We start from the raw sequence: 22,721 nt of genomic DNA, 5'->3' as shown, positions 1-22,721 counted from the left end.
TATATGAATATAATTATTTTGTCTATTTGTGTCGTGGGAAAGAAGAATAATGTCTCGGCGAATCGTTGCTGCGCTCACTGCCGTCGCCCTCGGATTGTCTGCCCCAGTGGCTCATGCCGTAGAACCACAGTGGGAATCCTCTGCGCCGGAGTCCCTTGGTATCAATGACCCGTCCTGTGTGCCTTCAGGGGGCATCACTGAGCCCGTTGTGTTGCTGCATGGCACCTCGAATAATGCTTCCGTATGGGGAAACTTGGTCCACCTCCTGCAAGATCAGGGGGCGTGCGTGTGGGCCTTTGACTACGGCGCCGATGATGTCACCTTGCAGAATATGATTCCAAGCGTCAAAGCCATCGCGGACCTGGATGATTCGGCCGCGGAAATTGCGGATCAGGTGGACTATGTCCGCGAGGTCACTGGCTCGGACAAGGTGAACTTGGTGGGCCATTCCCAGGGTGGCATGCATATCAAGACCTATACCCAGATGCACGATGGGGCGGATCACGTCTCCCATGCGGTGGCGCTGGGCGGCAACTTCCACGGCACCACGCTCAACGGGCAGGGGGAGGCGCTCTCTAAAATCATTGCCTCCGCGCCGCGCCTCGCCGCCTTGCTGGCAAGTACGGCCGGCATTCAGCAAGTAGTGGGGTCGGAGTTTATTAAACGGCTCAATGCGCTGCCAGATACCGCGCCAGGCGTGCTTTATACCTCCATTTACTCGCCGGGGGATACGACGGTGACTCCGAATAGTTCTTCGCAGCTGGCGCTTGGCGACGGCGCCGATGTGGTCAACCTCGACCTGGGCGAGGTCTGCGGTGTGGCTCCTCGGCACGACAAGCTGCCGACCGACCCGACGGTGTTGAGTCAGGTCATTTTTGGGCTGAAGCGTGCCCCGGGGGAGGGGCCGGACCCGGCGACCTGTGCCTCTGGTGAGCCTTCGGTAGTCGGCTCTTAAGGTGACGTACCAGCCCTAAAATGTGAACTTTGACACACAAAATGGTGAACTCTAGGTAAACCCGCAGGAATCCCATTGGTGTAGTTTCATGGCTGTCTGTAGGTGTGGTCAACATGTGGGGCCCGGGGGTATGCCATCCTGGGAATACCACGGCTGTAACTACTACATATTGTGTTAGTTGCGGGGATTTCCCCCAAAGTATAGTGTCGTTGATGTTGCTCAGAGCGGCGCAGGAAGCGCCCGCATAGGCGGGAAAACGCTCCCCGCTCTGACGAGTTTTCAATGCAGGAGCTTTAAGGATCTATATGTCTATCACCGTTTACACCAAGCCAGCATGCGTCCAGTGTAATGCCACCAAGAAGGCCCTCGACCGCGCCGGCCTCGATTACGACCTCGTCGACATCTCGGTCGATGAAGAGGCCCGCGATTACGTTATGGCACTGGGCTACGTCCAGGCCCCAGTAGTTGAGGCTAATGGCGAGCACTGGTCCGGTTTCCGCCCTGACCGTATCAAGGGCTTGGCTTCCCTGGCCGCATCCGCTTAGGGGAGTAGGGGAGGCCAGTAGCGATGTTGGTCGTGTATTTTTCCTCCGCGACGGAAAATACGCACCGGTTCGTGCAGAAACTGGGCTTTCCTAGCGCGCGCATCCCATTGCGCCGCACGGACGAGCCCCTCAAGGTCAACGAACCCTATGTTTTGGTGTGCCCCACCTACGGCGGGGGTGCTTCCATTAGCCACCAGAACTCTCGGCCCGTGCCCACGCAGGTCATTAAGTTCCTGAACGATGAGCACAACCGTAGTTTCATTCGCGCGGTAATCGCGGGTGGCAATAGCAACTTTGGCGCCGACTTTGGCAAGGCTGGTGACGTCATCAGCGCCAAATGTAAAGTGCCCTATGTATATCGTTTCGAGTTGCTGGGAAACGATGACGATATAAAGATTTGTCGTGAAGGCTTATTGGCTAACGCCGCCGAGCTCGGGCTCGAGGCCGCGGCCTAGCGCCCACCACGACTTAAATAAAGATCCTGATTTTTTAAGAAAGGCCTTGTCAGCTGTGAGTACGCAATTGGGGAAGACCGTCGCCGAGCCAGTAAAGCCAGAAGAGCAGTTGGATTACCACGCTCTGAACGCGATGCTGAATCTCTACGATGCAAACGGCAAGATTCAGTTTGATAAAGACCGCGAGGCCGCTAACCAATTCTTCCTGCAGCACGTTAATCAAAACACGGTCTACTTCCATGATTTGGAAGAAAAAATCGATTACCTGATTAATAACAAGTACTACGACCCGCAGGTCATCGAGCAGTATGATTTCTCCTTTATTAAGGAGCTATTCAAGCGCGCTTATTCCTATAAGTTCCGCTTCAAGTCCTTCCTGGGCGCGTATAAGTACTACACCAGCTACACGCTGAAGACCTTTGATGGCCGCCGCTACCTCGAGCGCTTTGAGGACCGCGTGTCCATGACCGCCCTGTTCTTGGCAGACGGAGATACAGGCTTGGCCGAGCACCTCGTAGACGAGATCATGACCGGCCGCTTCCAGCCAGCTACCCCGACCTTCCTCAACGCCGGCAAGGCCCAGCGCGGCGAGCTCGTCTCCTGCTTCCTGCTGCGTATCGAGGACAATATGGAGTCCATCGGCCGCTCCATCAACTCCGCATTGCAGCTTTCCAAGCGCGGCGGCGGCGTGGCCCTGCTGCTGTCTAATATCCGCGAGTCCGGTGCACCAATTAAGCACATTGAGAACCAGTCTTCCGGCGTCATCCCCGTGATGAAGCTGCTGGAGGATTCCTTCTCCTACGCCAACCAGCTCGGTGCCCGCCAGGGTGCCGGTGCGGTTTACCTCAACGCGCACCACCCGGACATTATGAACTTCCTGGATACCAAGCGCGAGAACGCGGATGAGAAGATCCGCATTAAAACCCTCTCGTTGGGCATCGTCGTGCCGGATATCACCTTTGAGCTGGCTAAGCGCAATGATGATATGTACCTCTTCTCGCCGTATGACGTCGAGCGCGTCTATGGCAAGGCCTTCGGTGACATCTCCGTCACCGAGCACTACGAAGAGATGGTGGAAGACCCACGCATCCGCAAGAAGAAGATCAACGCCCGCCACTTCTTCCAGACCGTGGCAGAGCTGCAGTTCGAGTCCGGCTATCCGTACATCATGTTCGAGGACACCGTAAACCGCGCGAACCCGGTGAAGACCTCGTGGATCAACATGTCCAACCTGTGCTCGGAAATCCTGCAGGTCAACTCCGCCTCCGAGTTCAACGCGGACCTGACTTATGAGGAGCTGGGCAGCGATATTTCCTGTAACTTGGGTTCCCTGAATATTGCGATGACCATGGATTCGCCGGACTTCGCCAATACGGTGGAAACCGCCATCCGCGGCCTGACCGCCGTGGCGGATAAGACCTCCATCGATTCCGTGCCGTCCGTGCGCCGTGGTAATGACGAGTCCCACGCCATCGGCTTGGGCCAGATGAACCTGCACGGTTACTTGGGCCGCGAGCACATCGAGTATGGCTCGGAAGAGGGCTTGGACTTCACCAATGCCTACTTTGCGGCCGTGCTGTATGCGGCGCTGCGCGCTTCCAATAAGATTGCCCGCGAGCGCGGCGAGTACTTCACGGAGTTCCCGCAGTCCGAGTATGCCTCCGGCGAATTCTTCGACCGCTACGATCCGGAAGAGTTCAAGCCGAAGACGAAGAAGGTGCAGGAGCTCTTCGACGCCTCTTCGATCCACACCCCGTCCGCCCAGGATTGGGAGGACTTGAAGCAGGACGTGGCCAAGTACGGCCTGTATAACCGCAACCTGCAGGCGGTGCCGCCGACGGGCTCGATTTCCTATATCAATAACTCCACCTCGTCCATCCACCCGATTGCTTCCAAGATTGAGATCCGCAAGGAAGGCAAGATCGGCCGCGTCTACTACCCGGCGCCGCACATGGATAATGACAACCTGGAGTACTTCAAGGACTCCTATGAGATTGGCTACGAGAAGATCGTTGATACTTATGCCGTAGCCACTAAGTATGTGGACCAAGGCCTATCGCTCACGCTCTTCTTCAAGGACACCGCGACTACCCGCGATGTCAATCGCGCGCAGATTTATGCGTGGCGCAAGGGAATTAAGACCTTGTACTACATCCGCCTGCGCCAAATGGCGCTGGAGGGCACCGAGGTCGAGGGCTGCGTATCCTGCATGCTCTAAACCGCAGATAGGGCGCCTCGCTGCACGTCGTGGGGAAGGACGTGCAGCGAGGCGCTTAGCCGTTTTCTGCCCGGGTGCGGTCGAGGATGGTGCGGGAGGTTTCTTCGGCGGCGTCGGCAAGCCCGGCATTAATGGCGCGGGCCAGGTCCATGTGCAGCTGTGTGGTGCCGCCGATGGGGTCGCGCTTGCGGGACCCAAAGACGGACTTGCCCTTGAGCATCGCTACTAGGGAAGGGGCGAGCGCGGCCAGCATTTCATTTCCAGAGGCCCGCAGGATGAGGGTGTGGAAGCGCAGATCGGTTTCTAATTCTTCGCCTACGCGCGGAGACGGGGTGGATTCCAGCTCGGCCAAGCGCGCGGCGAGGCCCAGCAATTCAGCCCGCTGCTGGGCGGTGGCATTGCCTGCAGCCAGACGTGCGGCCACCGGTTCGATGCCAAGGCGCAGCTCGTTGAGCCGGGCGACTTGCTGCCCGCGCGTTTTATCGTTGTTTAGGCGCCAGCCAATGATCGCTGGGTCATATACCGCCCACTTTTCCATCGGCAGCACCGTGATGCCCACGCGGCGCCCAGAGCTGACCATGCCGAGATGCTCCAGGGCGCGCATGGCCTCGCGGGCTACGGTGCGGGAGATGCCAAAGCGCTTTTCGACGTCCCCCAGCCGGAACCGCTCACCCTCTGCGAGGTCTCCGCTTACTATATCCGCGCCGAGTTGGTCCACCACGGAGCCGAGTAGGGGAGGGGTGGCGCTCATCGTGGGTGAATCCTCTCTGTGCGGGCACTCGGTATAGCTGGGATCAGTATAGGCATGAGGCATCCACCACAATGATTTAGAGGGCGGGCGAATTGGGTATGCTGGGGAGCTAAAAGTGTCCGTATTATGTATTGGAGTGACGCCGCGTGTCGCACGAGTACGATGACTACGTTTCTAGTCATGAAAAGCCAGTTAAGGCCATTAACTGGAATAGCATCCCGGATGAAAAGGACCTCGAGGTATGGGATCGCCTCACCGGTAATTTCTGGCTGCCGGAAAAGGTCCCCGTCTCCAATGACCTTCCCAGCTGGAAGACGCTGACGGAGAAGGAAAAAGAAACCACCATGCGGGTCTTTACCGGCCTGACGCTGCTGGATACCATCCAGGGCACAGTGGGTGCGATTTCCCTCCTTCCGGATTCCCAGACCCTGCATGAGGAAGCGGTTTACACCAATATCGCCTTCATGGAGTCCGTGCACGCCAAGTCCTATTCCAATATCTTTATGACCCTGGCGTCCACGCCGATGATCAACGATGCCTTCCGCTGGTCCGAAGAAAACGAGAACCTGCAGAAGAAGGCCAAGATCATCTTGTCCTACTACAAGGGCGATGATCCGCTGAAGAAGAAGGTGGCCTCCACGCTGCTGGAGTCCTTCCTGTTCTACTCCGGCTTCTACCTGCCGATGTACTTCTCCTCCCGCGCGAAGCTCACCAACACCGCCGATATCATCCGCCTGATCATCCGCGATGAGGCTGTGCATGGCTACTACATTGGTTATAAGTTCCAGCAGGCGTATAAGCAGCTGGATGAAGAGCATCAGGCAGAGCTGAAGGAATACACCTTCGACTTGGTCTATGACCTCTATGACAATGAGATCGACTACACCGAGGATCTCTACGATGACCTGGGCTGGACCGAGGACGTAAAGCGCTTCCTGCGCTATAACGCCAATAAGGCACTGAATAACTTGGGCTTCGAGGGGCTCTTCCCAGCCGATGAGACCCGCGTTTCCCCGGCTATCTTGTCCTCCCTGTCGCCGAACGCAGACGAGAACCATGACTTCTTCTCTGGTTCTGGTTCTTCCTATGTCATCGGCAAGGCCGAGGACACCACGGATGATGACTGGGACTTCTAAGCATTCCCGCTGATCAGCGTGGTCTAGCGGCACACCTTCTGCTCGAACTCAACCGAAAGGTTGATAACGAGCGGGGGTGTGTTTTTGCGTTTTGGGGCCGCACAATTCGGCGCGGCTGTGACATATAGCACGGTGTATTTCTGGCGAAAACCGTAGGTGGAAATAGTGGCCGCGCCACGTGCAGGGGCAATGTGGCAGATGTGGTCAATGGTGAGGCGTGTCTTCGCATCCGAGTATTGGGGGAAGCTGGAAAGAACAGGGGAAAATGGCCTAATATAAGGCGAGTAAACCTAGGTGTAGGTGGAGTCTGTCCACAGACACTTTGTTATTCAGGAGGATTTTATGACCGCTGTGGCGCCACGGGTCGACGATTACGTCGCCCCCACACGTCCAGAGCCAACCGGTAACGCGAAGACCGGTTCAAAGGCTTGGGTATTTCTAACCACCACCGACCACAAGCAGCTGGGCATCATGTACTTGATCATGTCCTTCAGCTTCTTCTTCCTCGGTGGCTTTATGGCACTGTTGATCCGCGCGGAGCTGTTCACCCCGGGTCTCCAGTTCTTGTCCAATGAGCAGTTCAACCAGCTGTTCACTATGCACGGCACCGTGATGCTGCTGCTGTTTGCGACCCCAGTTGTGTGGGGCTTTGGTAACTACATCCTGCCGCTGCAGATTGGTGCGCCGGACGTGGCCTTCCCGCGTCTGAACGCCTTCGGCTTCTGGGTTACCCTGCTGGGCGGCACCGTGATGCTGCTGGGCTTCGTTACCCCAGGTGGTGCGGCTGACTTCGGCTGGACCATGTACATGCCGCTGGCTGATGGTGTCCACACCCCGGGCATCGGCGCCGATATGTGGATCGTCGGCGTGGGCGCTACCGGTGTCGGTACTATTGCCTCCGCTGTCAACATGATTACGACCATCCTGACCCTGCGCGCACCGGGCATGACCATGTTCCGTCTGCCGGTCTTCAGCTGGGCTGTGTTTACCGCATCCGCCATCGTGCTGATGATCTTCCCGCTGCTGACCGCTGCGGCACTGGGTGTTCTGTATGACCGCAAGCTGGGCGGCCACATCTACGATTCCGCTAATGGTGGCGGCATCCTGTGGCAGCACCTGTTCTGGTTCTTCGGCCACCCGGAGGTCTACGTCCTCGCGCTGCCGTTCTTCGGCGTTGTATCTGAGGTCGTTCCGGTCTTCTCCCGCAAGCCGGTCTTCGGCTACATCGGCCTGGTCTTCGCACTGCTGGCCATCGGCTCCCTGTCCATGGCTGTGTGGGCACACCACATGTTCGTCACCGGCGCTATCCTGCTGCCGTTCTTCTCCTTCATGACGTTCCTGATTGCGGTTCCAACCGGCGTTAAGTTCTTCAACTGGGTCGGCACCATGTGGAAGGGCCACATCACCTGGGATACCCCGATGATCTTCGCCATGGGCTTCATGGCAACCTTCCTCTTCGGCGGTATGACCGGCGTTATGCTGGCATCCCCGGCGCTGGACTTCCACCTGGCTGAGTCCTACTTCTTGATTGCACACTTCCACTACACCCTGTTCGGTACGGTTGTGTTCTCCGCCTTCGCCGGCCTGTACTTCTGGTTCCCGAAGATGACCGGCCGCATGCTGGACGAGCGCCTGGGCAAGATTCACTTCTGGCTGACCTTCATCGGCTTCCACGGCACCTTCCTGGTCCAGCACTGGGTCGGCAACATGGGTATGCCGCGTCGTTACGCTGACTACCTGGAGTCCGATGGCTTCACGGTCTTCAACCAGATTTCCACCATCTTCTCCTTCGTCCTCGGCGCTTCCGTTATCCCGCTGGTGTGGAACGTATTCAAGTCCTGGCGCTACGGCGAGATTGTCACCGTGGATGACCCATGGGGCTACGGCAACTCCCTCGAGTGGGCAACCTCCTGCCCGCCGCCGCGCCACAACTTCGTGTCGCTGCCGCGTATCCGCTCCGAGCGTCCGGCCTTCGAGCTGCACTACCCGCACATGGTTCAGCGCATGCGCGAAGAAGCACACGTGGGTAGCCACTAAAGCGATATAACTCGCTAAAGCACTCCTGACTTAAGCCGCCTCCCAGCCCGCCAAGGGCCGTGGGAGGCGGCTTTGGCGTATCTTATTTGCCGCACGTGCGATAATGGGCGGCGTGAGTACCCAAGCTGATACCTATGCCGTCATTACCACCACTGGGCCGGACAAGCCTGGGGTCTCGGCGGCCTTCTTCCGCGTGTTGGCGTCTTATAGCGCCGCGCTTGTCGACGTCGAACAGGCCATCTTTTCCGGCCGCATCACCCTTGCTGCCCATACCCGCATTCCCCGTACGCGCGCCGAGCAGATTGAACAAGGTTTGCGCAATACCTTGAGCATCTACGGGCAACAGGTATCCGTGGACGTGCGGGAGGAGGAATCTAGCGCGCGAGCTCGCTCCACGCATGCGGTGGTCCTCATGGGAACGGAAGTAACCGCCCACCACGTAGAGGAGGTCGCCCGCGTATTGGCTAACTTCGATGCCAATATCGATCGTATCCGCGGGCTTTCCACCTCTCCGCTGACTGGGCTGGAGCTGTTCTTGTCCCTCGATGGTTCCGCGGCACCTGTGCGCCAGGCGCTGGCAGAGCTCGCACAGCAGATTGGCATCGACATTGCCATTGAACCTGCGGGTCTGGGCCGACGCTCCAAACGCCTCGTCTGCTTCGACTGCGATAGCACCCTCATCCAAGGCGAGGTCATCGAGATGCTAGCCGCGCACGCCGGCAAAGAGGAAGAGGTTGCCGCCATCACGGCCCGGGCTATGCGCGGCGAGTTGGATTTTGAGGAGTCCCTGCGCGAGCGCGTGGCCGTTCTGGCCGGCCTGGATGCTTCCATCATTGATGAGGTAGCCCGCGAGATTCAGCTGACCCCCGGTGCCCGCGAGACCATTGCCACGCTCAAACACATCGGTTATCGCACCGCTGTGGTCTCCGGTGGGTTCATCCAAGTTCTAGAGGGCCTAGCCGCAGAAATGCACTTAGACTACGTCCGCGCCAATACCTTGGAGATCGCCGATGGCAAGCTCACCGGCCGCGTCACCGGCAAGGTGGTTGACCGCAAGGCCAAGGAGGAATTCCTGCGGGAGTTCGCCGCGGATTCCGGCGTGAGCATGCGCCAGACGGTCGCCGTGGGCGACGGCGCCAATGACATCGATATGATTACCGCTGCGGAGCTGGGCATCGCCTTTAACGCTAAGCCGGCGCTGCAAGAAGTGGCGGATACCTCGGTAAAACACCGGCGGCTGGATGAGGTACTACAGATTTTGGGAATTCCGGCCGAGGAGGTTATTCGTGGATAAGTTTGTAATCGCCCACCAGCGCTTGGTAGAAGCCTGTGATTCGCGTTCGTGGCGCGATGACCCAGAAAACCCTGACGAGCCGGCCACTATCCAAGCGATGCAGATTGCGCTTAACCTGCCAAAGCAGGAGCCGCCGGCGCGCACGGAAGTGCTGGAGGCGGCCGCCAGCGCCGTTGTGGCCGTGTGCTTGGACGAGCGCGCGGGGGAGGACGGGGCCTTCGCCCACGCCCTGGGACAGTGGTATGGCCACCGCATCCGCAAAATCGCCCGCCGGGCGCGCAATAAGGCCTGGCGCGATGTGCAGAGCCTGCCGGGCGTGACTGTGGCGGACCGTGCCCGGGCCTTCGCGCCTTCGGCCGTGGGGGAGGTGGATCCGCTCATCGGCAAGCTGCAGATCGGTCACACTGACCTTGCCTATGATGAGCCGGGAGCCCCGCTTGGCGACGCCCCCGTCATCTACGTCGACCGCAGCCTCGACATGTCTGCCGGCAAGGCCGCAGCGCAGGTGGGCCACGGTTCGATGATGCTCGCCGCGGCGATGTCGGTGGAGGAGGCTCGTGCCTGGGCCGACACGGGTTTTGAGCTTTCGGTGCGCGAGGTGTCCGGCGAAGATTTTCGCACGGCCTGCGCGCAGGATGGCGCCGTGGTCATCGTGGACGCCGGGTTCACGGAGATTGCGCCGGACTCGGCTACCGTGTGCGCCCTGCGGCGACCAATCGCTTAAGCGCGCCGCACACCGTATCCGCGTCGGTGGTCTGCCAAAAGCGTGGCATGGAGGCCTTGAGGAAGCTGCCGTAGCGCTTATATTCTAAGCGGTTATCGAGCACGGCCACCACGCCGCGGTCGGTCACGTGGCGCAGCAGGCGGCCTGCGCCCTGTGCCATGAGCAAGGCGGCGTGGTTGGCGGAGACCTCCATGAATCCGGAGCGGCCCGCAGCATCGGCCGCTTGGGCGCGCGCCTGCATCAGGGGATCATCCGGGCGGGGGAACGGGATGCGGTCGATGATGACCAGCGAGCACGCCGGCCCCGGCACGTCCACGCCTTGCCACAGGGTAAGCGTGCCGAAGAGGCAGGAGTTTTCCTTCTGGGAGAATTTCTCTACCAGTGCGCCGATGGAATCCTCGCCTTGCACGAAGAGGTCAAAGGGGATGCGCGGCTTGAGGGCGGTGGCCGCCTCTTCCGCCGCGCGGCGGGAGGAAAACAGACCAAGCGTGCGCCCGCCGGCGGCCATAATGAGCTCGTAGATCTCATCGATGGTTTCTTTGGGCAGGCCATCGCGGCCCGGCGTGGGTAGGTGTTTGGCGGTGTACAGGATGCCGGATTTGGCTGGGTCGAAAGGCGTGCCCGCATCCAAGGTGTCGTAGGTGCCGCTCGGCATGCCCCACTGCGCGGCCATGGCATCGAAGCGGCCGCCGAGGGCGAGGGTGGCCGAGGTCAGCACCACCGTCTGCTCCCCAAAGAGGTTTTCGCGCAGCATGTGGGCGATGGAAAGGGGTGCCACGGCGAGGGTCTCGGCGTCGCTGCGCGGATCGCGCTCGAGCCAGACGACGTCGTCCTGCTTGGCCGGGTCATCGGTGGCGAAAACCTCCAGCATGCGCGCCACGGCCTGCGCGAGGTCGGAAAGGTGGTTGCTCAAGTTTTGGCGCTCGGCGTTTTTCTCCGGATCGTCGGTGGCTTCGCCTTCTGGTGCGCGAGAAATGAGGGACTTAACGCGCAGGAATTCGTCGGCAAGCGCGCGCAGGTGCCCCTGTGAGGTTTCATCCAAGTCCGTCCACCGGCCTGGCTCTTGGATTTTCATCAGGTCATCAAATTCCTCGGCCAAGTCCGAGAGGCTGCCGGCATTACCCAGCGACTTCGCGCGGTTGGCGGCCATCTTGATGGCGCGGGTAGTAATCTCCGCGGTAGATACGGAGGTGATGCGGCCGTCGAGCTCGTGGGCCTCATCGATAATGGCGACGTCGTGCTCCGGCAAGATATTTGCCTCAGAAACCGCGTCGATGGCGAGCATGGCGTGGTTGGTGACCACGATATCGACGTCGGCAGCCGCCCTGCGGGCCTCTTCTGCAAAGCAATCCGGTCCGTGCGGGCAGCGCGACGCGCCCAAGCACTCGTTGGAGGTTACCGATACTGCCCGCCACACCAAGTCCGGCACGCCCGGCTCTAGATCATCGCGGTCACCGGTGTCGGTTTCCTGCGCCCACTCGTGGATACGGCGCACGGCCTTGCCACGGTGGGATATCTCGGATTCGTCGATAAGAGCTTCCGGATCATCCGGGGTAGCCGCAATCTTATTCATGCACAGGTAGTTATTGCGGCCCTTCATTATGGCGAAGGTGGGCGTACGCTCCATCACAGGGGCGAGGGCCTTAGTAAGCCGCGGCAGATCGCGCTCCACCAGCTGGCGCTGCAAGGCTAGGGTCGCGGTGGAGACGATGACGGTGGACCCCGAGTTCATCGCATGCCGGATAGCCGGGACCAAGTAGGCCAGGGATTTACCGGTACCGGTACCGGCCTGCACTGCCAGGTGGCGCTCCTTGTCGAGCGCGGCCGAGACGGCCGTGGCCATGCGCACCTGGCCTTCGCGCCGGCTGCCGCCCAGCGCGTCGACGGCCTTTCCCAGCAGCGTTTCCGTGTCGAGGTTTAGGGGCTCATCTGCGTGCTCACTCACCCCACACAGTCTAGCGGCCTACTTTTTAAAGCCCACCATCCGCGTGGGCACGGCCGCTTCATCGCGGGAGAGCGCCAGGCCTTCCCATGGCAGGGTCTTGCGGGCCTGATCCAAATACTCGCGCGAGGCATGCAGATCAGGCAGCCCGTCGACGATGTGGCCATCGCGCATGAGGGGAATGGTCATCTCGCGAGTATCGAGCTGGCCGGTATCCGGCGCTGGTGCGTCGAAGGGGTAGACGATCTCTTCTACCGCCACACCCGAGGAACGGTAGGTGCGCAGAGCCCGCTTGGCACCACCGACGGATTGCTTGGAGGAAGAGCGCTTTGCCACCGGGATGCCGTCTACCTCTACGACCTTGTAGACCATGCCCGCGGTGGGCGCACCGGAGCCGGTTACTACGGACGTGCCGACGCCGTAGACGTCTACCGGATCGCCGCGCAGGCCGGCGATGGCGAACTCGTCGAGGTCGGAAGATACCACGATATTGGTGTTGTGATTGCCCAAATCATCCAGCTGCTTGCGCACGCGGCGGGTAACCGCACCCAGGTCACCGGAATCGATGCGAACGCCGCCGAGCTTCGGTCCACCTACCTTCACTGCGGTCTCGACGCCCTTGGTGATGTCATAGGTATCGACCAACAGCGTGGTGTCTACGCCAAGGGTGTCGATCTGGGAGCGGAAGGCAGCCTCTTCGTTCGGGGTACCATCCGGGTTGGTATGCGCCAAGGTCCAGGAGTGGGCGGCAGTGCCGGAGACCGGAATGCCGTAGCGGTAGCCCGCCTCCAAGTTGGAGGTGGCATTGAAGCCGGCCAGGTAGGCCGCGCGGGCGGAGGTTACCGCCGCATACTCGTGGGTGCGGCGCGAGCCCATCTCGATAATGGGGCGGCCGTCGGCTGCCGTGACCATGCGGGAGGCGGCCGAAGCCACCGCGGAATCGGCGTTCATGATGGACAAGATGACGGTCTCAAGAACCAAGCATTCCCCAAAGGTGCCGCGCACCGTCAGGATGGGGGAGTTGGGGAAATAAAGCTCACCCTCGCGGTAACCGTCAATCTGCCCGGAAAAGCGGTAGTGGCGCAGGTACTCCTTAGTCTGCTCATCCAGGAAGTCCATCTCCGCTAACTGATTGGCCGAGAAGCGGAAATCCTCCACTGCGCGCAGGACGCGTTCGGTGCCGGCAACGACGCCATATCGGCGCTCATTGGGCAGGCGGCGGCTGAATACCTCGCAGGTGACCTGGCGGTTTGCCGAGCCATCGCGCAGCGCGGCCTGGAGCATCGTTAGCTCATATTTATCCGTGAGCAGTGCAGTAGAGCGATCATTAGGGATAGCTTTGTCATTCACGGGAGTGATAATACCCACTGACTAGGTGGTTTTCAGGGGTTTAGATTCTTTGGCGCCGGAATGTGCGAAGCCAGATTGCGCGGGCCCACAATAGATTCCCAAATATGGTTAGGCTAGAGGGCATGAAGGCGCAATTTCCTGTAGTCCGGATGAGCTCTCCGATGGCTACGCCCGAATTGGATGAAGAACTCGACGTAGACGTAGCCACGAGCGAGAACCTGCCGTGGATGTGCATCGTGTGGGATGACCCCGTCAACTTGATGAGCTACGTGTCCTATGTATTCCAAACAGTGTTGGGCTATGACAAGAAGCGGGCCAATGAACTCATGATGCAGGTCCACACCGAGGGTAAGGCCGCCGTGTCCAGCGGCGAGCGCGACAAGATTGAAGCGGACGTGAAAAAGCTCCAGATCGCTGGTCTGTGGGCAACGATGCAGCAGGCAGGTTAAATAGATGCAACCGTGGAAGAAAAAGAAGTCCCTCATGCGCGCGCCGAAGATCACGGCCGTATTCGAACCAATGGAGCGCGAGGTCCTGGGCGATCTCACCGCCACCGTCTCTGAGGCGATCATTAAGCGCGCCCAGTCCGCGCCCAAGGACGAGCTGGCGGAAATGCTGGACATGCCCACCGGCCATACCGAGGCCCCGGACGATCCCTCGCTGGCCCGTCTCTTCCCGGACTTTGAAATGCCCGGCGATGAGGAATATGAAGGCGATGCGTCGTTGCTGCGTTCCCTGCATGAAAACGACATTGCGCGCGCCAAGCTGGAAAACCTGCAGGTAATTGGCTCTGCCCTCGGACCTACCGGTGGGGTAGAGGTCACTATCAACGAGCAAGAGGCCCAGGCCTTCGTCGCTGGCCTGAACGACCTCCGCCTCTTTGTCGCGGCGGGCGATGTGGCCGATGACAACCTGATGTCTGACCGCGATAGCCTCGTGGAGTGGCTGGCTTTTTGCCAGGATTCGCTGCTGCAGGTGTTGATGGACTAATGCTGGACGGCATGAGCATCGGGCACTATAGCGGCACCGATACCGGAGTCACAGTGCTCTACTGCGGGCCGGGCGGAGCGCTCGGCAGCGTCGATGTGCGCGGCGGCGGCCCAGGCACCCGCGAAACGGACCTTTTACAGCCGCATAATACGGTCGAGCGCGTCCACGCCGTGGTGTTAGCAGGCGGCTCCGCCTTTGGCTTGGCCGCTGCCGACGGCGTGATGAATGAGCTGGCAGAGCAAGGGATCGGCTTTCCCGTCTTCGGGGAGGACAAGCCTGGGCCGCGCGTGCCCATCGTTCCCGGCGCAGTCATTTTTGACTTGCTGGTCGGACCTTCCCACCCTGGGCCGAAAGAAGGCGCGGCTGCACTGCAAGCTGCGCTCGCGGGCAGCGACGAATCCATGGGTTCGGTGGGAGCCGGAGTGGGTGCCACTGCTGGCAAACTGCGCGGCGGCTTCGGGCTGGCCACGCGCCGGGTGGGTGACTACGAGGTCAGCGCCGCGATGGTTGCCAACCCCGTGGGCGAGGTCATCGAGCCGCAGTCCGGCCGGCTGTACGGCGCGCCGGGGCGCACCCCGGTCAATGCTGCCGCCTACCGCGCCTTGCCGCACCCAGCGGAGTCCAAGCTCAATACCACCATCGGCGCCGTGCTTACCGACGCCCCCGTTACCACCGCCCAAGCCCAGCGCCTGGCCATGACTGCCCACGACGGCATCGCCCGTGCGGTACGTCCTGCGCATTCGCCGCTGGATGGGGACACAATCTTTGCCCTATCCACCGCCAAGCGCCCGGCCGAACTGAGCACGCAGGTGGTGACCCAGCTGTGCGCCGCGGCCGCCGACGCCGTGGAAGAAGCCATCGTCAACGCGGTCACCGCCGCCAACCCCGGCCTAGGCTTGAGCGCGTACCGCGATCTGCTGGACTAAGATAAGGCGCATTATGACTTCAGGTGGAACATCTAACTACCGGCCGGCGCCCACGGGCCAGGTCAACCGCGGCGATTCCAAGAACTACACCCGCAGCGGCCGCATCACCACCGGCTTTTCCATAGCCTTTGGCTTCCTCGTGGTGGAATGGGCGGTCCACATCATCAACGCCTTCCTCTTTGGTGGCCAGCTTTCTAACTACGGCATTCGCCCGTTGGATTTCAATGGCATTTGGGGCATTGTCACCGCCCCGTTGCTTCACGCGAACTTTGAGCACTTGATGTCCAACTCGGTGCCCGGCGCCATCTTCTGCTTCCTCATCGGTCTGTCCGGCCGCAAGGCCTGGTGGGAGGTCACGCTGATCACCACGCTGGTCGCGGGTCTTGGAACCTGGTTTATCGGCGGCCCCGGTACCTCCCATATCGGTGCTTCCAGCTTGGTCTATGGCTGGCTGGCATATCTGATTGTGCGCGGAATTTTTAACCGTTCGCTCATCCAGACCATCTTGGGCATCGTGCTCGGCTTCGCCTATTCCGGTCTGGTGTGGGGCGTGTTGCCCGTCTACGAGGGCGTGAGCTGGCAGGGCCACCTCTTCGGCGCCATCGGCGGAATCCTCGCCGGCATGACCATTACCTCGGACGACCCGGTTAAGGCAGTGAAGCGCTAATGCCAACTGCGACCTCTCCCATCGGCATCTTTGATTCCGGCGTGGGCGGGCTCACCGTAGCACGCGCGGTGATGGAACAGCTGCCGCACGAATCCGTCATCTATACCGGCGATACCGCCCACAGTCCTTATGGCCCGCGGCCCATTTCTGAAGTCCGCGCCTTTTCTCAAGACGTGGCCGATCGGCTGGTGGAACGCGGCTGCAAGATGCTGGTCATCGCGTGCAATACCGCCACCGCCGCCTTCTTGCACGATGCGCGCGAGCGCTACGATATCCCCATCGTGGAGGTCATCCGGCCCGCGGTGCGCCGTGCCATGTCCACCACGCGCAACGGAAAAATCGGTGTCATCGGCACCGAAGGCACCATCAAGTCTGGCGCCTATCAGGATCTCTTTGCGCTCAACCCCAAGGTGCAGGCCTTTGCCACCGCCTGCCCGGATTTTGTTCCCTTTGTCGAGCGCGGTATTACCGCCGGTCGCCAAATCCTCGGCGTCGCCGAGGGCTACCTGGCCCCGCTGCAGGCACAAGGGGTAGACACGCTGGTGTTGGGCTGCACGCACTATCCGCTGTTGACCGGAATTATCCAGCTGGCGATGGGCGATAGTGTTTCGTTGGTGACCTCCTCGGAGGAGACCACTAAGGACGTGATGCGGATCCTCACGGAAACGGATATGTTGGCCCCCGCAGAGAATCAGCCGGTCCACACTTTTGAATCCACCGGCGATCCGGAAGCCTTTGCCCGCCTTGCCACGCGCTTTCTCGGCCCCCAGATTGTTTAAGTAGGCATAATTTCTCCCCCGTTTTGCACGTTGAGTACGCATGCGGGGTGATTTCATGGAACTATTGAGCCCATGAAGCTGACCATCCTAGGCTGCTCCGGTAGCGTCCCCACCGCCCAGAATCCCGCCTCCGGCTACTTGCTGTCCTTCGATAATGCGCCGTCCATCGTCCTCGACATGGGACCTGGCACCTTGGCGCAGCTGGAACAGCAGCAGGATCCTTGTGATGCGCACGTGGCCTTTAGCCATCTGCATGCCGATCACTGCCTGGATTTTCCTTCCCTGATGGTGTGGCGCCGCTTTCATCCCACCGCGCCGGCGGCCTCGCGCAATATGTGCTTCGGGCCGAAAGCTACGCCCACGCACCTGGGTCGCCTGTCCTCTGATGAGGTCGATGGCATCGATGACATGTCCGATACCTTCGCCTTTAGCGCCTGGGAGCCGGGCGAGCGCCAGCTCGTGGATGACGTCTATATCACTCCCTTCCCGGTAACCCACCCGGTAGAGGCCTATGCCTTGCGCGTGGAACACACGAAGACCGGGCACACCATTACCTATTCCGGTGACTCTTCGTATACGCCCGCGCTTGTCGAAGCCGCCCGTGGTGCCGATATCTTCCTCTGCGAGGCGGCCTGGGGCGAGACCTCTGAGGGCAAGGCGCCGGACATGCACATGTCGGGCGCGGAAGCCGGTAGGGCGGCGCGCGAGGCGGGTGTGGGCAAGCTCGTGCTCATCCACATTCAGCCGTGGGGCGATGCGCAAGCTACCTTGGAGGCCGCCCGCTCCGAATTCGACGGCGAGATTGTCCTCGGCGCCGCGGGGATGGAGTTCTAAGATACGCTGGACGGCATGACTGAATTTACTCGTGCCGATGGGCGCGCGCTCGACCAGATGCGCAGCGTCCGCATTACCCGCAATTTCACCACCAACCCGGCCGGCTCGGTGCTGGTGGAGTTTGGCAATACCCGCGTCATGTGCACTGCATCTGTGGAATATGGCGTGCCGCGCTTCAAGCGTGATTCGGGCGAAGGCTGGCTTACCGCCGAGTACGCCATGTTGCCTTCTGCCACCCATGACCGCATGCCCCGCGAATCCATGAAGGGCAAGGTCAAGGGCCGCACCCATGAGATTTCCCGCCTTGTCGGCCGCTCCCTGCGCGCTGCGGTGGACTTGGAGGAGCTGGGCGAGAACACCATCCAGCTCGACTGCGACGTCCTCCAGGCTGATGGCGGCACCCGCACTGCGTCTATCACCGGCGCCTATGTTGCGCTTGCCGACGCCATCGCACACCTCAAGGCCGAGGGCGTCGTCCCCGGCGAGCCGCTGCTCGATCCCATCGCCGCGGTCTCGGTCGGCATCATTGATGGCGAAATCTGCCTCGACCTGCCTTATGAGGAAGACTCCCGCGCCGAGGTCGACCTCAACGTGGTGATGCAGGAATCCGGTGACTTCGTGGAAATCCAGGGCACCGGCGAGCATGGCCTCTTTGGCCGCGAGGAACTCAACGAGATGTTGGACGTAGCCCAGAAGGGCTGCCGTGAGCTCATTGCCGCACAGAAGGCGGCGCTGGGGTGGTAATTCTCGTCGCGTCCAATAACCCGAAGAAGCTCGCGGAGCTGGAGCGCATCCTGGCCGACGCCGGCATCGAGGGCGTCGAGCTGCGCCCGCTATCCGCCGTGGAGCCCTACCCAGAGCCGGTGGAAGACGGCCGCACCTTTGCCGATAACGCGCTCATCAAGGCCCGCGCCGGCGCGGCCGCGACCGGCTTTGCCACCGTCGCGGATGATTCCGGCCTGGCCATCGAAGAGCTCAACGGCATGCCCGGCGTGCTTTCCGCCCGCTGGTCCGGCCAGCACGGCAATGACCAGGCCAATAATGACCTGGTCTTGGCACAGATGGCCGATGTCCCCGATGAGCGCCGCGCCGCCGCCTTTGTCTCCGTCTGCGCGCTCGTGACTCCCGATGGCACCGAGCACGTGGCCGAGGGCCGCTGGGAAGGCCGCTTCCTGCGCGAGCCGCGCGGGGACAACGGCTTTGGCTATGACCCGCTCTTTCAGCCAGAAGGCGAGTCCCGGTCGGCCGCGGAGATGGCCCCAGAAGAAAAGAACGCGGTCTCGCATCGCGGCCGCGCTCTAAGTCAACTAGTCCCCGCCATCGCGGAGCTGGTTCGCAGTTCCTAAAGCTGGAACTCCTCCTTAATCTCCTTGCGGCGCTTGTGCTCCATCCAGAAGGACAGGAAGGGCACCACGCCGGCAAGGGCGGTGGTAAAGAGCTTGCCCACCGGCCACAGCGCGCGCGGGCCGAGGATGAGGATGGACAGCAGGTAGGTCATGTACGCGATGCCGTGCACGATCGCGATATAGGTGGCCCACTCTGGGATCTCCATGCCGATGAGGTACTGGCAGACCATGCGGATGACCAGGATAATCAGGAAGACACCGGTCACGGTGGCCGCGATGGAGAAAAACTTCAAAGGTCCGCGGATGCGGGCCTGGCGGGCGGGGTGAACTTTATTGGTCATAATCAGCTTTCTTCATTCTCGCCGCGCCGGCGGCGCGGGGTATTCATGGCGTTGAACGTTTCCACATCTATCTGCGGCCGCTGGGGCAGGAAATCCTCATCGATTTTGGTATCTGCCTGCGGCTGTGCGGGAGACTCAGCCGGGGCCTCAGTGACGGTGCTATCCATGTCGCGGGCTTCTTCCTCGGCCGCGAGGCGCTCGTTTTCATAGCGCAGCGTGGTGCGATAGGCATAGACCACGAACACGGCGAACAGTGGCCACTGGAAGGCATAGCCCAAGTTTTGGAAGGTGCCCGAGCCGGAGCGGAAGCGCGTCCATTGCCAATAGGCCAGGAATAGGAAGAGCACGACGAAAAACGCGATGAGGAGGATGTGCCACCACCGCACCTGCACGCGCTTGTTCTTCTTTTCCTCTTGAGTGCTCACGCGTTCCACCCTACCCACCAGCGGCCGGAAAACAGAACACCCCTGGTTTCTGGATTGACGGCGTGCCGTGTACACTATGGCAAGTCCCCCGCGCCCGTGGCGGAATTGGCAGACGCGCTAGATTTAGGTTCTAGTGTCTTATGACGTGTGAGTTCAAGTCTCACCGGGCGCACTATCGGCGCCGCTGGCTCTCGAAGCCGGCGGCGCTTTCGCATATCACCGCCCGCATAGTCGCCCTAAGATGGTCATCATGAAAAAGCTGCTTTCCACCCTTGTCGCCGTCATTCTCATTGCCGCCGTGGCTGCCGCCGCGGTGTTCATTTGGCAGGTGCGGGAACCGGTGGAGGTGGAGACCGAATCGAGTAATACCAAGGTCATCAAGGCCGTGGAGCGTGAAGAGCAGGTGGTGCTCGTCTCGCTGGGTATCGAGGGCCTATCGGAGGAATCCGCCAACAGCAAGCTGTGGAATTGGCAGGTCCCGGGCAGCGAGCGCACCCAGTACATCAAGTACTCCTACCGCGCGAAGCTCGGCATCGAAGGTTCGCAGGTTCAGGTGGAAGAAGAATCCCCGCACCACTTCCGCGTGCAGATCCCAGAGTTCATTTTCATCGGGCACTCGGATGAGAATTTCGAAACCGCGGTGGAGGACAACGGCGCGTTGAGCTGGATTACCCCGGATATCGATAAGGCGGAAACCATCACCAAAATCCTCAATGAGGATAAAAAGAAAGAGGACATCGCGGATAATCGCGATGTCCTCCAATCCCAGGCCAAGCAGTTCTACACCGGCATTATTTCCGGAGTGGACCCAGAGGCCGAGGTGGACTTTTCTTTTCGCTAACTAGTCCACCTCGGTGAACTTGCGATCCCACGAGGAGCGAACCGGGTTGGCATCGGCCAGCAGGATATCGAAGCGGTCGTTGGCAATTTCCACGATTTCGCCCAGTGCGGTGCGGTACTCCTGCTCCGGGGAGTTGGCTAGGCGGCGCACACCGGCATCAATGACGCGGTCGACGGTGTCATTGGTATCCAAATAGGCCACAAACGGCATATCAAAGCGCTCGCGGTAGGCGGCGGAAAGCTCGGTGATGCGCTCGGTCTGCACATCATCCAGGTCGGTTAGGCCCAGGGAGCCGCGGTCGGCGGAGATGGTGGCGGCCTCGTCGGCGTCGGCAAGCAGCAGTTCATCCATGGCCGGATAATCGTGGATGAGCGCGGCGCGGCGGGAATCATCCGCGGTCAGCACGGCCACCTGAATGGCCGCGCGCAGCTCATTAACATCGCTGAAGGGCCGCGACTCCCACGCCAGCTCCAGCGGCCAGGTCTCGTTATTAAACAGCGGGCGCAGCGCCGAGACGAATTCCTCGCGGGAGGCGCCATTGAGCTGCTGGAGGCTCACGCTCTTGCCGACGGCCCGAGACACCTGCGTTCCCTGCTTGCTTCCTGTGTGGAAGAACAAAAGGTTGAGCACGATGGCGGTAATGGCGCCGATGGACATGCCAGAAGAGACGAAGGTTTGCGCCCACTCCGGGAAGGCGGTGGCGATATCCGGCTTGAAGGTCACCAGCATGGCCAGCCCCAGCGCGGAGGTAACGATGACGGAGTTGCGGCCATCGGAAAGATCGGATTTGGCGATGGTCTGTAGGCCCACCCACGCCACGTTGGCAAAAAGCGCCAGGGAGGCGCCGCCGAGAACGGGGGAGGGGATGGAGGCTACGACCGCGCCGGCCTTGGGCAAAATGCCCAACACCATCATGAACCCGGCGGCGGCAACGGCCACCCAGCGCGACTTCACGCTGGTCAGGCGTACCAGGCCAACGTTTTGGGCAAAGCAGGTATAGGGGAAGGAGTTCATCACGCCGCCCACCAAGGTGGACAGGCCATCGGCGCGGATAGCACGCACGACGTCATCGCGGCGGATGCGCTTTTTGACAATCTCGCCGGTGGCAAAGACATCGCCGGTGGTTTCCACCATGGTGATGATCATGACGATGATGAGCGAGAAAATCGCTACCAGGTCAAACTTCGGCATACCGAAGTAGAACGGGGTAGTAATGCCGAGGGCGGGGGCGGAGGAGACCTCGTCAAAGGAGGCGTCGCCAAGCACGAGAGCTACGCCAGTGCCTAAGACTAGGCCGATGAGCACGGCCAGGGTGCCCAGGAAGCCGGAGGAAAAACGCTGCACCAAGATGATGACCGTGAGCGTGCCAAAGCCATAGAGCAAGTCGCGGGTGGCCGGCACGCCCTCGGTGTAATTGACAAAGTCATTGGCCGACACCCCAAGCAGCGACGTACCCATGACCAGCAGGACCGAACCGGTGACCACCGGCGGGAAGAAGCGCAGCACCTTGCCGAAGACCGGCGCCGCGAAGAAGGTAAAAAGGCCGGCGACAATAATGGCGCCATAGATGGTTGGCAGCGAGGCCACCCCACCCGCGCCGTCGGTCGCGCCCAGGCCAATGGCAATAATTGGGGAGACGGCCGTTGTAGTCACGCCCTGCACGATGGGCAGGCGCACGCCAATGCGCTTGCCGACGCCCAGGGATTGAATGATCGTCGCTATGCCACAGGTCAATAGGTCCGCATTAATGAGGTGGATGGTGGTTTCCGCATCCAGATTGAGCGAGCCGGCAATGAGCAGCGGGACGATGACTGCGCCGGCATAAAACGCCAGCACATGTTGTAAACCCAAGGCGGCTAGTTTGGGGGTGGGTGGGACGATATCTACTGGATGCTTGGGCTGGGAAGCCACGAAGTCCTCCTTTGTGCGGAAGCGAAGCTGAACGGGATTAACAGTAGAGGTTCGCGCAGGTAGCGACCAAAATCTAGCGGTGATGAGGAACACGTTCGGGGCTAGTTCACCCCCGATAAAAGACGTACGTGCGTTCTGCATGAAACCACTAACCAGCTAAACAACACGACCGGTTTATTACTTGGCTTTCAAACGTTTGCGAGACTTGTTATTACCAGGGAATTGGTCAACAATTGAGGCCAGAGGGGCTTGGT

Annotated in this window: 23 protein-coding genes and 1 tRNA gene; 18 read left to right on the top strand and 6 right to left on the bottom strand. The window is 60.7% G+C overall.

The window, feature by feature from the left end:
* Positions 1–49 precede the first annotated feature (49 nt).
* The 4 genes from QP884_RS03615 to nrdE all read left to right on the top strand — a co-directional run bounded on the left by QP884_RS03615 (position 50) and on the right by nrdE (position 4,173).
* On the top strand, positions 50–955 hold the full coding sequence (locus QP884_RS03615; RefSeq protein ID WP_284820749.1) for an alpha/beta fold hydrolase: 906 nt from the start codon (positions 50–52) through the stop codon (positions 953–955).
* Between the two features lie 305 nt (positions 956–1,260).
* On the top strand, positions 1,261–1,500 hold the full coding sequence (gene nrdH, locus QP884_RS03610; protein WP_284820747.1) for a glutaredoxin-like protein NrdH: 240 nt from the start codon (positions 1,261–1,263) through the stop codon (positions 1,498–1,500).
* Positions 1,501–1,523: 23 nt separating this feature from the next.
* The gene (nrdI, locus tag QP884_RS03605; RefSeq protein ID WP_005327333.1) at positions 1,524–1,955 is read left to right on the top strand and encodes a class Ib ribonucleoside-diphosphate reductase assembly flavoprotein NrdI; all 432 of its coding nucleotides are present in this window, start codon (positions 1,524–1,526) and stop codon (positions 1,953–1,955) included.
* A 55-nt stretch (positions 1,956–2,010) separates the two neighbouring features.
* Positions 2,011–4,173 carry a class 1b ribonucleoside-diphosphate reductase subunit alpha gene (gene nrdE / locus QP884_RS03600; RefSeq protein WP_284820745.1) on the top strand — a complete coding sequence of 721 codons (2,163 nt, stop codon included), beginning with the start codon at positions 2,011–2,013 and terminating at the stop codon, positions 4,171–4,173.
* 55 nt (positions 4,174–4,228) lie between these two features.
* On the opposite strand, the gene QP884_RS03595 is transcribed toward nrdE, so the two are convergent.
* The gene (locus QP884_RS03595; protein ID WP_284820744.1) at positions 4,229–4,924 is read right to left on the bottom strand and encodes a FadR/GntR family transcriptional regulator; all 696 of its coding nucleotides are present in this window, start codon (positions 4,922–4,924) and stop codon (positions 4,229–4,231) included.
* A gap of 146 nt (positions 4,925–5,070) precedes the next feature.
* Here QP884_RS03595 and nrdF point away from each other — a divergent pair, with 146 nt between their 5' ends.
* The 4 genes from nrdF (at position 5,071) to QP884_RS03575 (ending at position 10,115) form a co-directional block, all read left to right on the top strand.
* Complete coding sequence (nrdF, locus tag QP884_RS03590; RefSeq protein WP_005323941.1) at positions 5,071–6,060, top strand: class 1b ribonucleoside-diphosphate reductase subunit beta; 990 nt, start codon at positions 5,071–5,073, stop codon at positions 6,058–6,060.
* 342 nt (positions 6,061–6,402) lie between these two features.
* Positions 6,403–8,097 (top strand): aa3-type cytochrome oxidase subunit I, encoded by a 1,695-nt coding sequence (gene ctaD / locus QP884_RS03585; protein ID WP_179386926.1) that lies wholly within the window; start codon positions 6,403–6,405, stop codon positions 8,095–8,097.
* A 103-nt stretch (positions 8,098–8,200) separates the two neighbouring features.
* Positions 8,201–9,391, top strand: a complete 1,191-nt coding sequence (gene serB, locus QP884_RS03580; RefSeq protein WP_284820743.1) for a phosphoserine phosphatase SerB — start codon at positions 8,201–8,203, stop codon at positions 9,389–9,391.
* Positions 9,384–10,115, top strand: a complete 732-nt coding sequence (locus QP884_RS03575; protein ID WP_284820741.1) for an aminoacyl-tRNA hydrolase — start codon at positions 9,384–9,386, stop codon at positions 10,113–10,115. Before serB ends, QP884_RS03575 begins: the two co-directional genes overlap by 8 nt.
* Here QP884_RS03575 and QP884_RS03570 read toward each other — a convergent pair.
* Positions 10,081–12,060 (bottom strand): ATP-dependent DNA helicase, encoded by a 1,980-nt coding sequence (locus tag QP884_RS03570; RefSeq protein ID WP_284820740.1) that lies wholly within the window; start codon positions 12,058–12,060, stop codon positions 10,081–10,083. The genes QP884_RS03575 and QP884_RS03570 overlap by 35 nt on opposite strands.
* A gap of 18 nt (positions 12,061–12,078) precedes the next feature.
* On the bottom strand, positions 12,079–13,407 hold the full coding sequence (locus tag QP884_RS03565) for a nicotinate phosphoribosyltransferase (RefSeq protein ID WP_284820739.1): 1,329 nt from the start codon (positions 13,405–13,407) through the stop codon (positions 12,079–12,081).
* Positions 13,408–13,529: 122 nt separating this feature from the next.
* On the opposite strand from QP884_RS03565, the gene clpS reads away from it, so the two are divergent.
* From clpS to rdgB, 8 genes are all read left to right on the top strand, one after another.
* The gene (gene clpS / locus QP884_RS03560; RefSeq protein WP_005323948.1) at positions 13,530–13,856 is read left to right on the top strand and encodes an ATP-dependent Clp protease adapter ClpS; all 327 of its coding nucleotides are present in this window, start codon (positions 13,530–13,532) and stop codon (positions 13,854–13,856) included.
* 4 nt (positions 13,857–13,860) lie between these two features.
* Positions 13,861–14,397 carry a DUF2017 domain-containing protein gene (locus QP884_RS03555; RefSeq protein ID WP_005323949.1) on the top strand — a complete coding sequence of 179 codons (537 nt, stop codon included), beginning with the start codon at positions 13,861–13,863 and terminating at the stop codon, positions 14,395–14,397.
* Entirely contained in the window at positions 14,397–15,323 is a 927-nt protein-coding gene (locus QP884_RS03550) for a P1 family peptidase (protein WP_284820776.1), read from the top strand. Before QP884_RS03555 ends, QP884_RS03550 begins: the two co-directional genes overlap by 1 nt.
* Before the next feature lie 13 nt (positions 15,324–15,336).
* Positions 15,337–15,990, top strand: coding sequence for a rhomboid family intramembrane serine protease (locus QP884_RS03545; RefSeq protein ID WP_005323951.1), 654 nt, complete (start codon positions 15,337–15,339; stop codon positions 15,988–15,990).
* On the top strand, positions 15,990–16,769 hold the full coding sequence (gene murI, locus QP884_RS03540) for a glutamate racemase (RefSeq protein ID WP_284820736.1): 780 nt from the start codon (positions 15,990–15,992) through the stop codon (positions 16,767–16,769). Before QP884_RS03545 ends, murI begins: the two co-directional genes overlap by 1 nt.
* A gap of 72 nt (positions 16,770–16,841) precedes the next feature.
* Positions 16,842–17,603 carry an MBL fold metallo-hydrolase gene (locus QP884_RS03535; protein ID WP_284820735.1) on the top strand — a complete coding sequence of 254 codons (762 nt, stop codon included), beginning with the start codon at positions 16,842–16,844 and terminating at the stop codon, positions 17,601–17,603.
* Positions 17,604–17,618: 15 nt separating this feature from the next.
* Positions 17,619–18,347 carry a ribonuclease PH gene (gene rph / locus QP884_RS03530; protein WP_005323955.1) on the top strand — a complete coding sequence of 243 codons (729 nt, stop codon included), beginning with the start codon at positions 17,619–17,621 and terminating at the stop codon, positions 18,345–18,347.
* The gene (gene rdgB, locus QP884_RS03525) at positions 18,341–18,949 is read left to right on the top strand and encodes an RdgB/HAM1 family non-canonical purine NTP pyrophosphatase (RefSeq protein WP_239236704.1); all 609 of its coding nucleotides are present in this window, start codon (positions 18,341–18,343) and stop codon (positions 18,947–18,949) included. The genes rph and rdgB overlap by 7 nt, the downstream gene beginning before the upstream one ends.
* Here rdgB and QP884_RS03520 read toward each other — a convergent pair.
* Together QP884_RS03520 and QP884_RS03515 are read right to left on the bottom strand one after the other, a co-directional pair.
* A complete protein-coding gene (locus QP884_RS03520; protein ID WP_204611086.1) occupies positions 18,946–19,290 on the bottom strand; it encodes a DUF3817 domain-containing protein in 345 nt (114 codons plus the stop codon). The genes rdgB and QP884_RS03520 overlap by 4 nt on opposite strands.
* Positions 19,291–19,292: 2 nt before the next feature.
* Positions 19,293–19,715 (bottom strand): hypothetical protein, encoded by a 423-nt coding sequence (locus QP884_RS03515; RefSeq protein WP_284820734.1) that lies wholly within the window; start codon positions 19,713–19,715, stop codon positions 19,293–19,295.
* 90 nt (positions 19,716–19,805) lie between these two features.
* Between QP884_RS03515 and QP884_RS03510 the strand changes: the two genes are divergently transcribed.
* Both QP884_RS03510 and QP884_RS03505 read left to right on the top strand, forming a co-directional pair.
* A tRNA-Leu gene (locus QP884_RS03510) sits at positions 19,806–19,887 on the top strand.
* Between the two features lie 78 nt (positions 19,888–19,965).
* Complete coding sequence (locus QP884_RS03505) at positions 19,966–20,556, top strand: hypothetical protein (protein WP_239192218.1); 591 nt, start codon at positions 19,966–19,968, stop codon at positions 20,554–20,556.
* On the opposite strand, the gene QP884_RS03500 is transcribed toward QP884_RS03505, so the two are convergent.
* Positions 20,557–22,467 carry a solute carrier family 23 protein gene (locus QP884_RS03500; RefSeq protein WP_284820732.1) on the bottom strand — a complete coding sequence of 637 codons (1,911 nt, stop codon included), beginning with the start codon at positions 22,465–22,467 and terminating at the stop codon, positions 20,557–20,559.
* Positions 22,468–22,721 lie beyond the last annotated feature (254 nt).

Source organism: Corynebacterium tuberculostearicum (assembly GCF_030229345.1).
Classification (GTDB): domain Bacteria; phylum Actinomycetota; class Actinomycetes; order Mycobacteriales; family Mycobacteriaceae; genus Corynebacterium; species Corynebacterium tuberculostearicum_G.
The sequence above is the reverse complement of the archived record's forward strand: the minus strand, read 5'-3'. Positions and strand labels throughout refer to the sequence as shown.

Coding starts and splice junctions, on each gene's coding strand:
- QP884_RS03595 (WP_284820744.1), bottom strand. CDS start 4,924: ATGAGCGCCACCCCTCCCCTACTCGGCTCCGTGGTGGACCAACTCGGC.
- rph (WP_005323955.1), top strand. CDS start 17,619: ATGACTGAATTTACTCGTGCCGATGGGCGCGCGCTCGACCAGATGCGC.
- QP884_RS03545 (WP_005323951.1), top strand. CDS start 15,337: ATGACTTCAGGTGGAACATCTAACTACCGGCCGGCGCCCACGGGCCAG.
- QP884_RS03535 (WP_284820735.1), top strand. CDS start 16,842: ATGAAGCTGACCATCCTAGGCTGCTCCGGTAGCGTCCCCACCGCCCAG.
- QP884_RS03615 (WP_284820749.1), top strand. CDS start 50: ATGTCTCGGCGAATCGTTGCTGCGCTCACTGCCGTCGCCCTCGGATTG.
- QP884_RS03550 (WP_284820776.1), top strand. CDS start 14,397: ATGCTGGACGGCATGAGCATCGGGCACTATAGCGGCACCGATACCGGA.
- serB (WP_284820743.1), top strand. CDS start 8,201: ATGGGCGGCGTGAGTACCCAAGCTGATACCTATGCCGTCATTACCACC.
- murI (WP_284820736.1), top strand. CDS start 15,990: ATGCCAACTGCGACCTCTCCCATCGGCATCTTTGATTCCGGCGTGGGC.
- clpS (WP_005323948.1), top strand. CDS start 13,530: ATGAAGGCGCAATTTCCTGTAGTCCGGATGAGCTCTCCGATGGCTACG.
- nrdI (WP_005327333.1), top strand. CDS start 1,524: ATGTTGGTCGTGTATTTTTCCTCCGCGACGGAAAATACGCACCGGTTC.
- ctaD (WP_179386926.1), top strand. CDS start 6,403: ATGACCGCTGTGGCGCCACGGGTCGACGATTACGTCGCCCCCACACGT.
- nrdH (WP_284820747.1), top strand. CDS start 1,261: ATGTCTATCACCGTTTACACCAAGCCAGCATGCGTCCAGTGTAATGCC.
- QP884_RS03520 (WP_204611086.1), bottom strand. CDS start 19,290: ATGACCAATAAAGTTCACCCCGCCCGCCAGGCCCGCATCCGCGGACCT.
- QP884_RS03505 (WP_239192218.1), top strand. CDS start 19,966: ATGAAAAAGCTGCTTTCCACCCTTGTCGCCGTCATTCTCATTGCCGCC.
- QP884_RS03555 (WP_005323949.1), top strand. CDS start 13,861: ATGCAACCGTGGAAGAAAAAGAAGTCCCTCATGCGCGCGCCGAAGATC.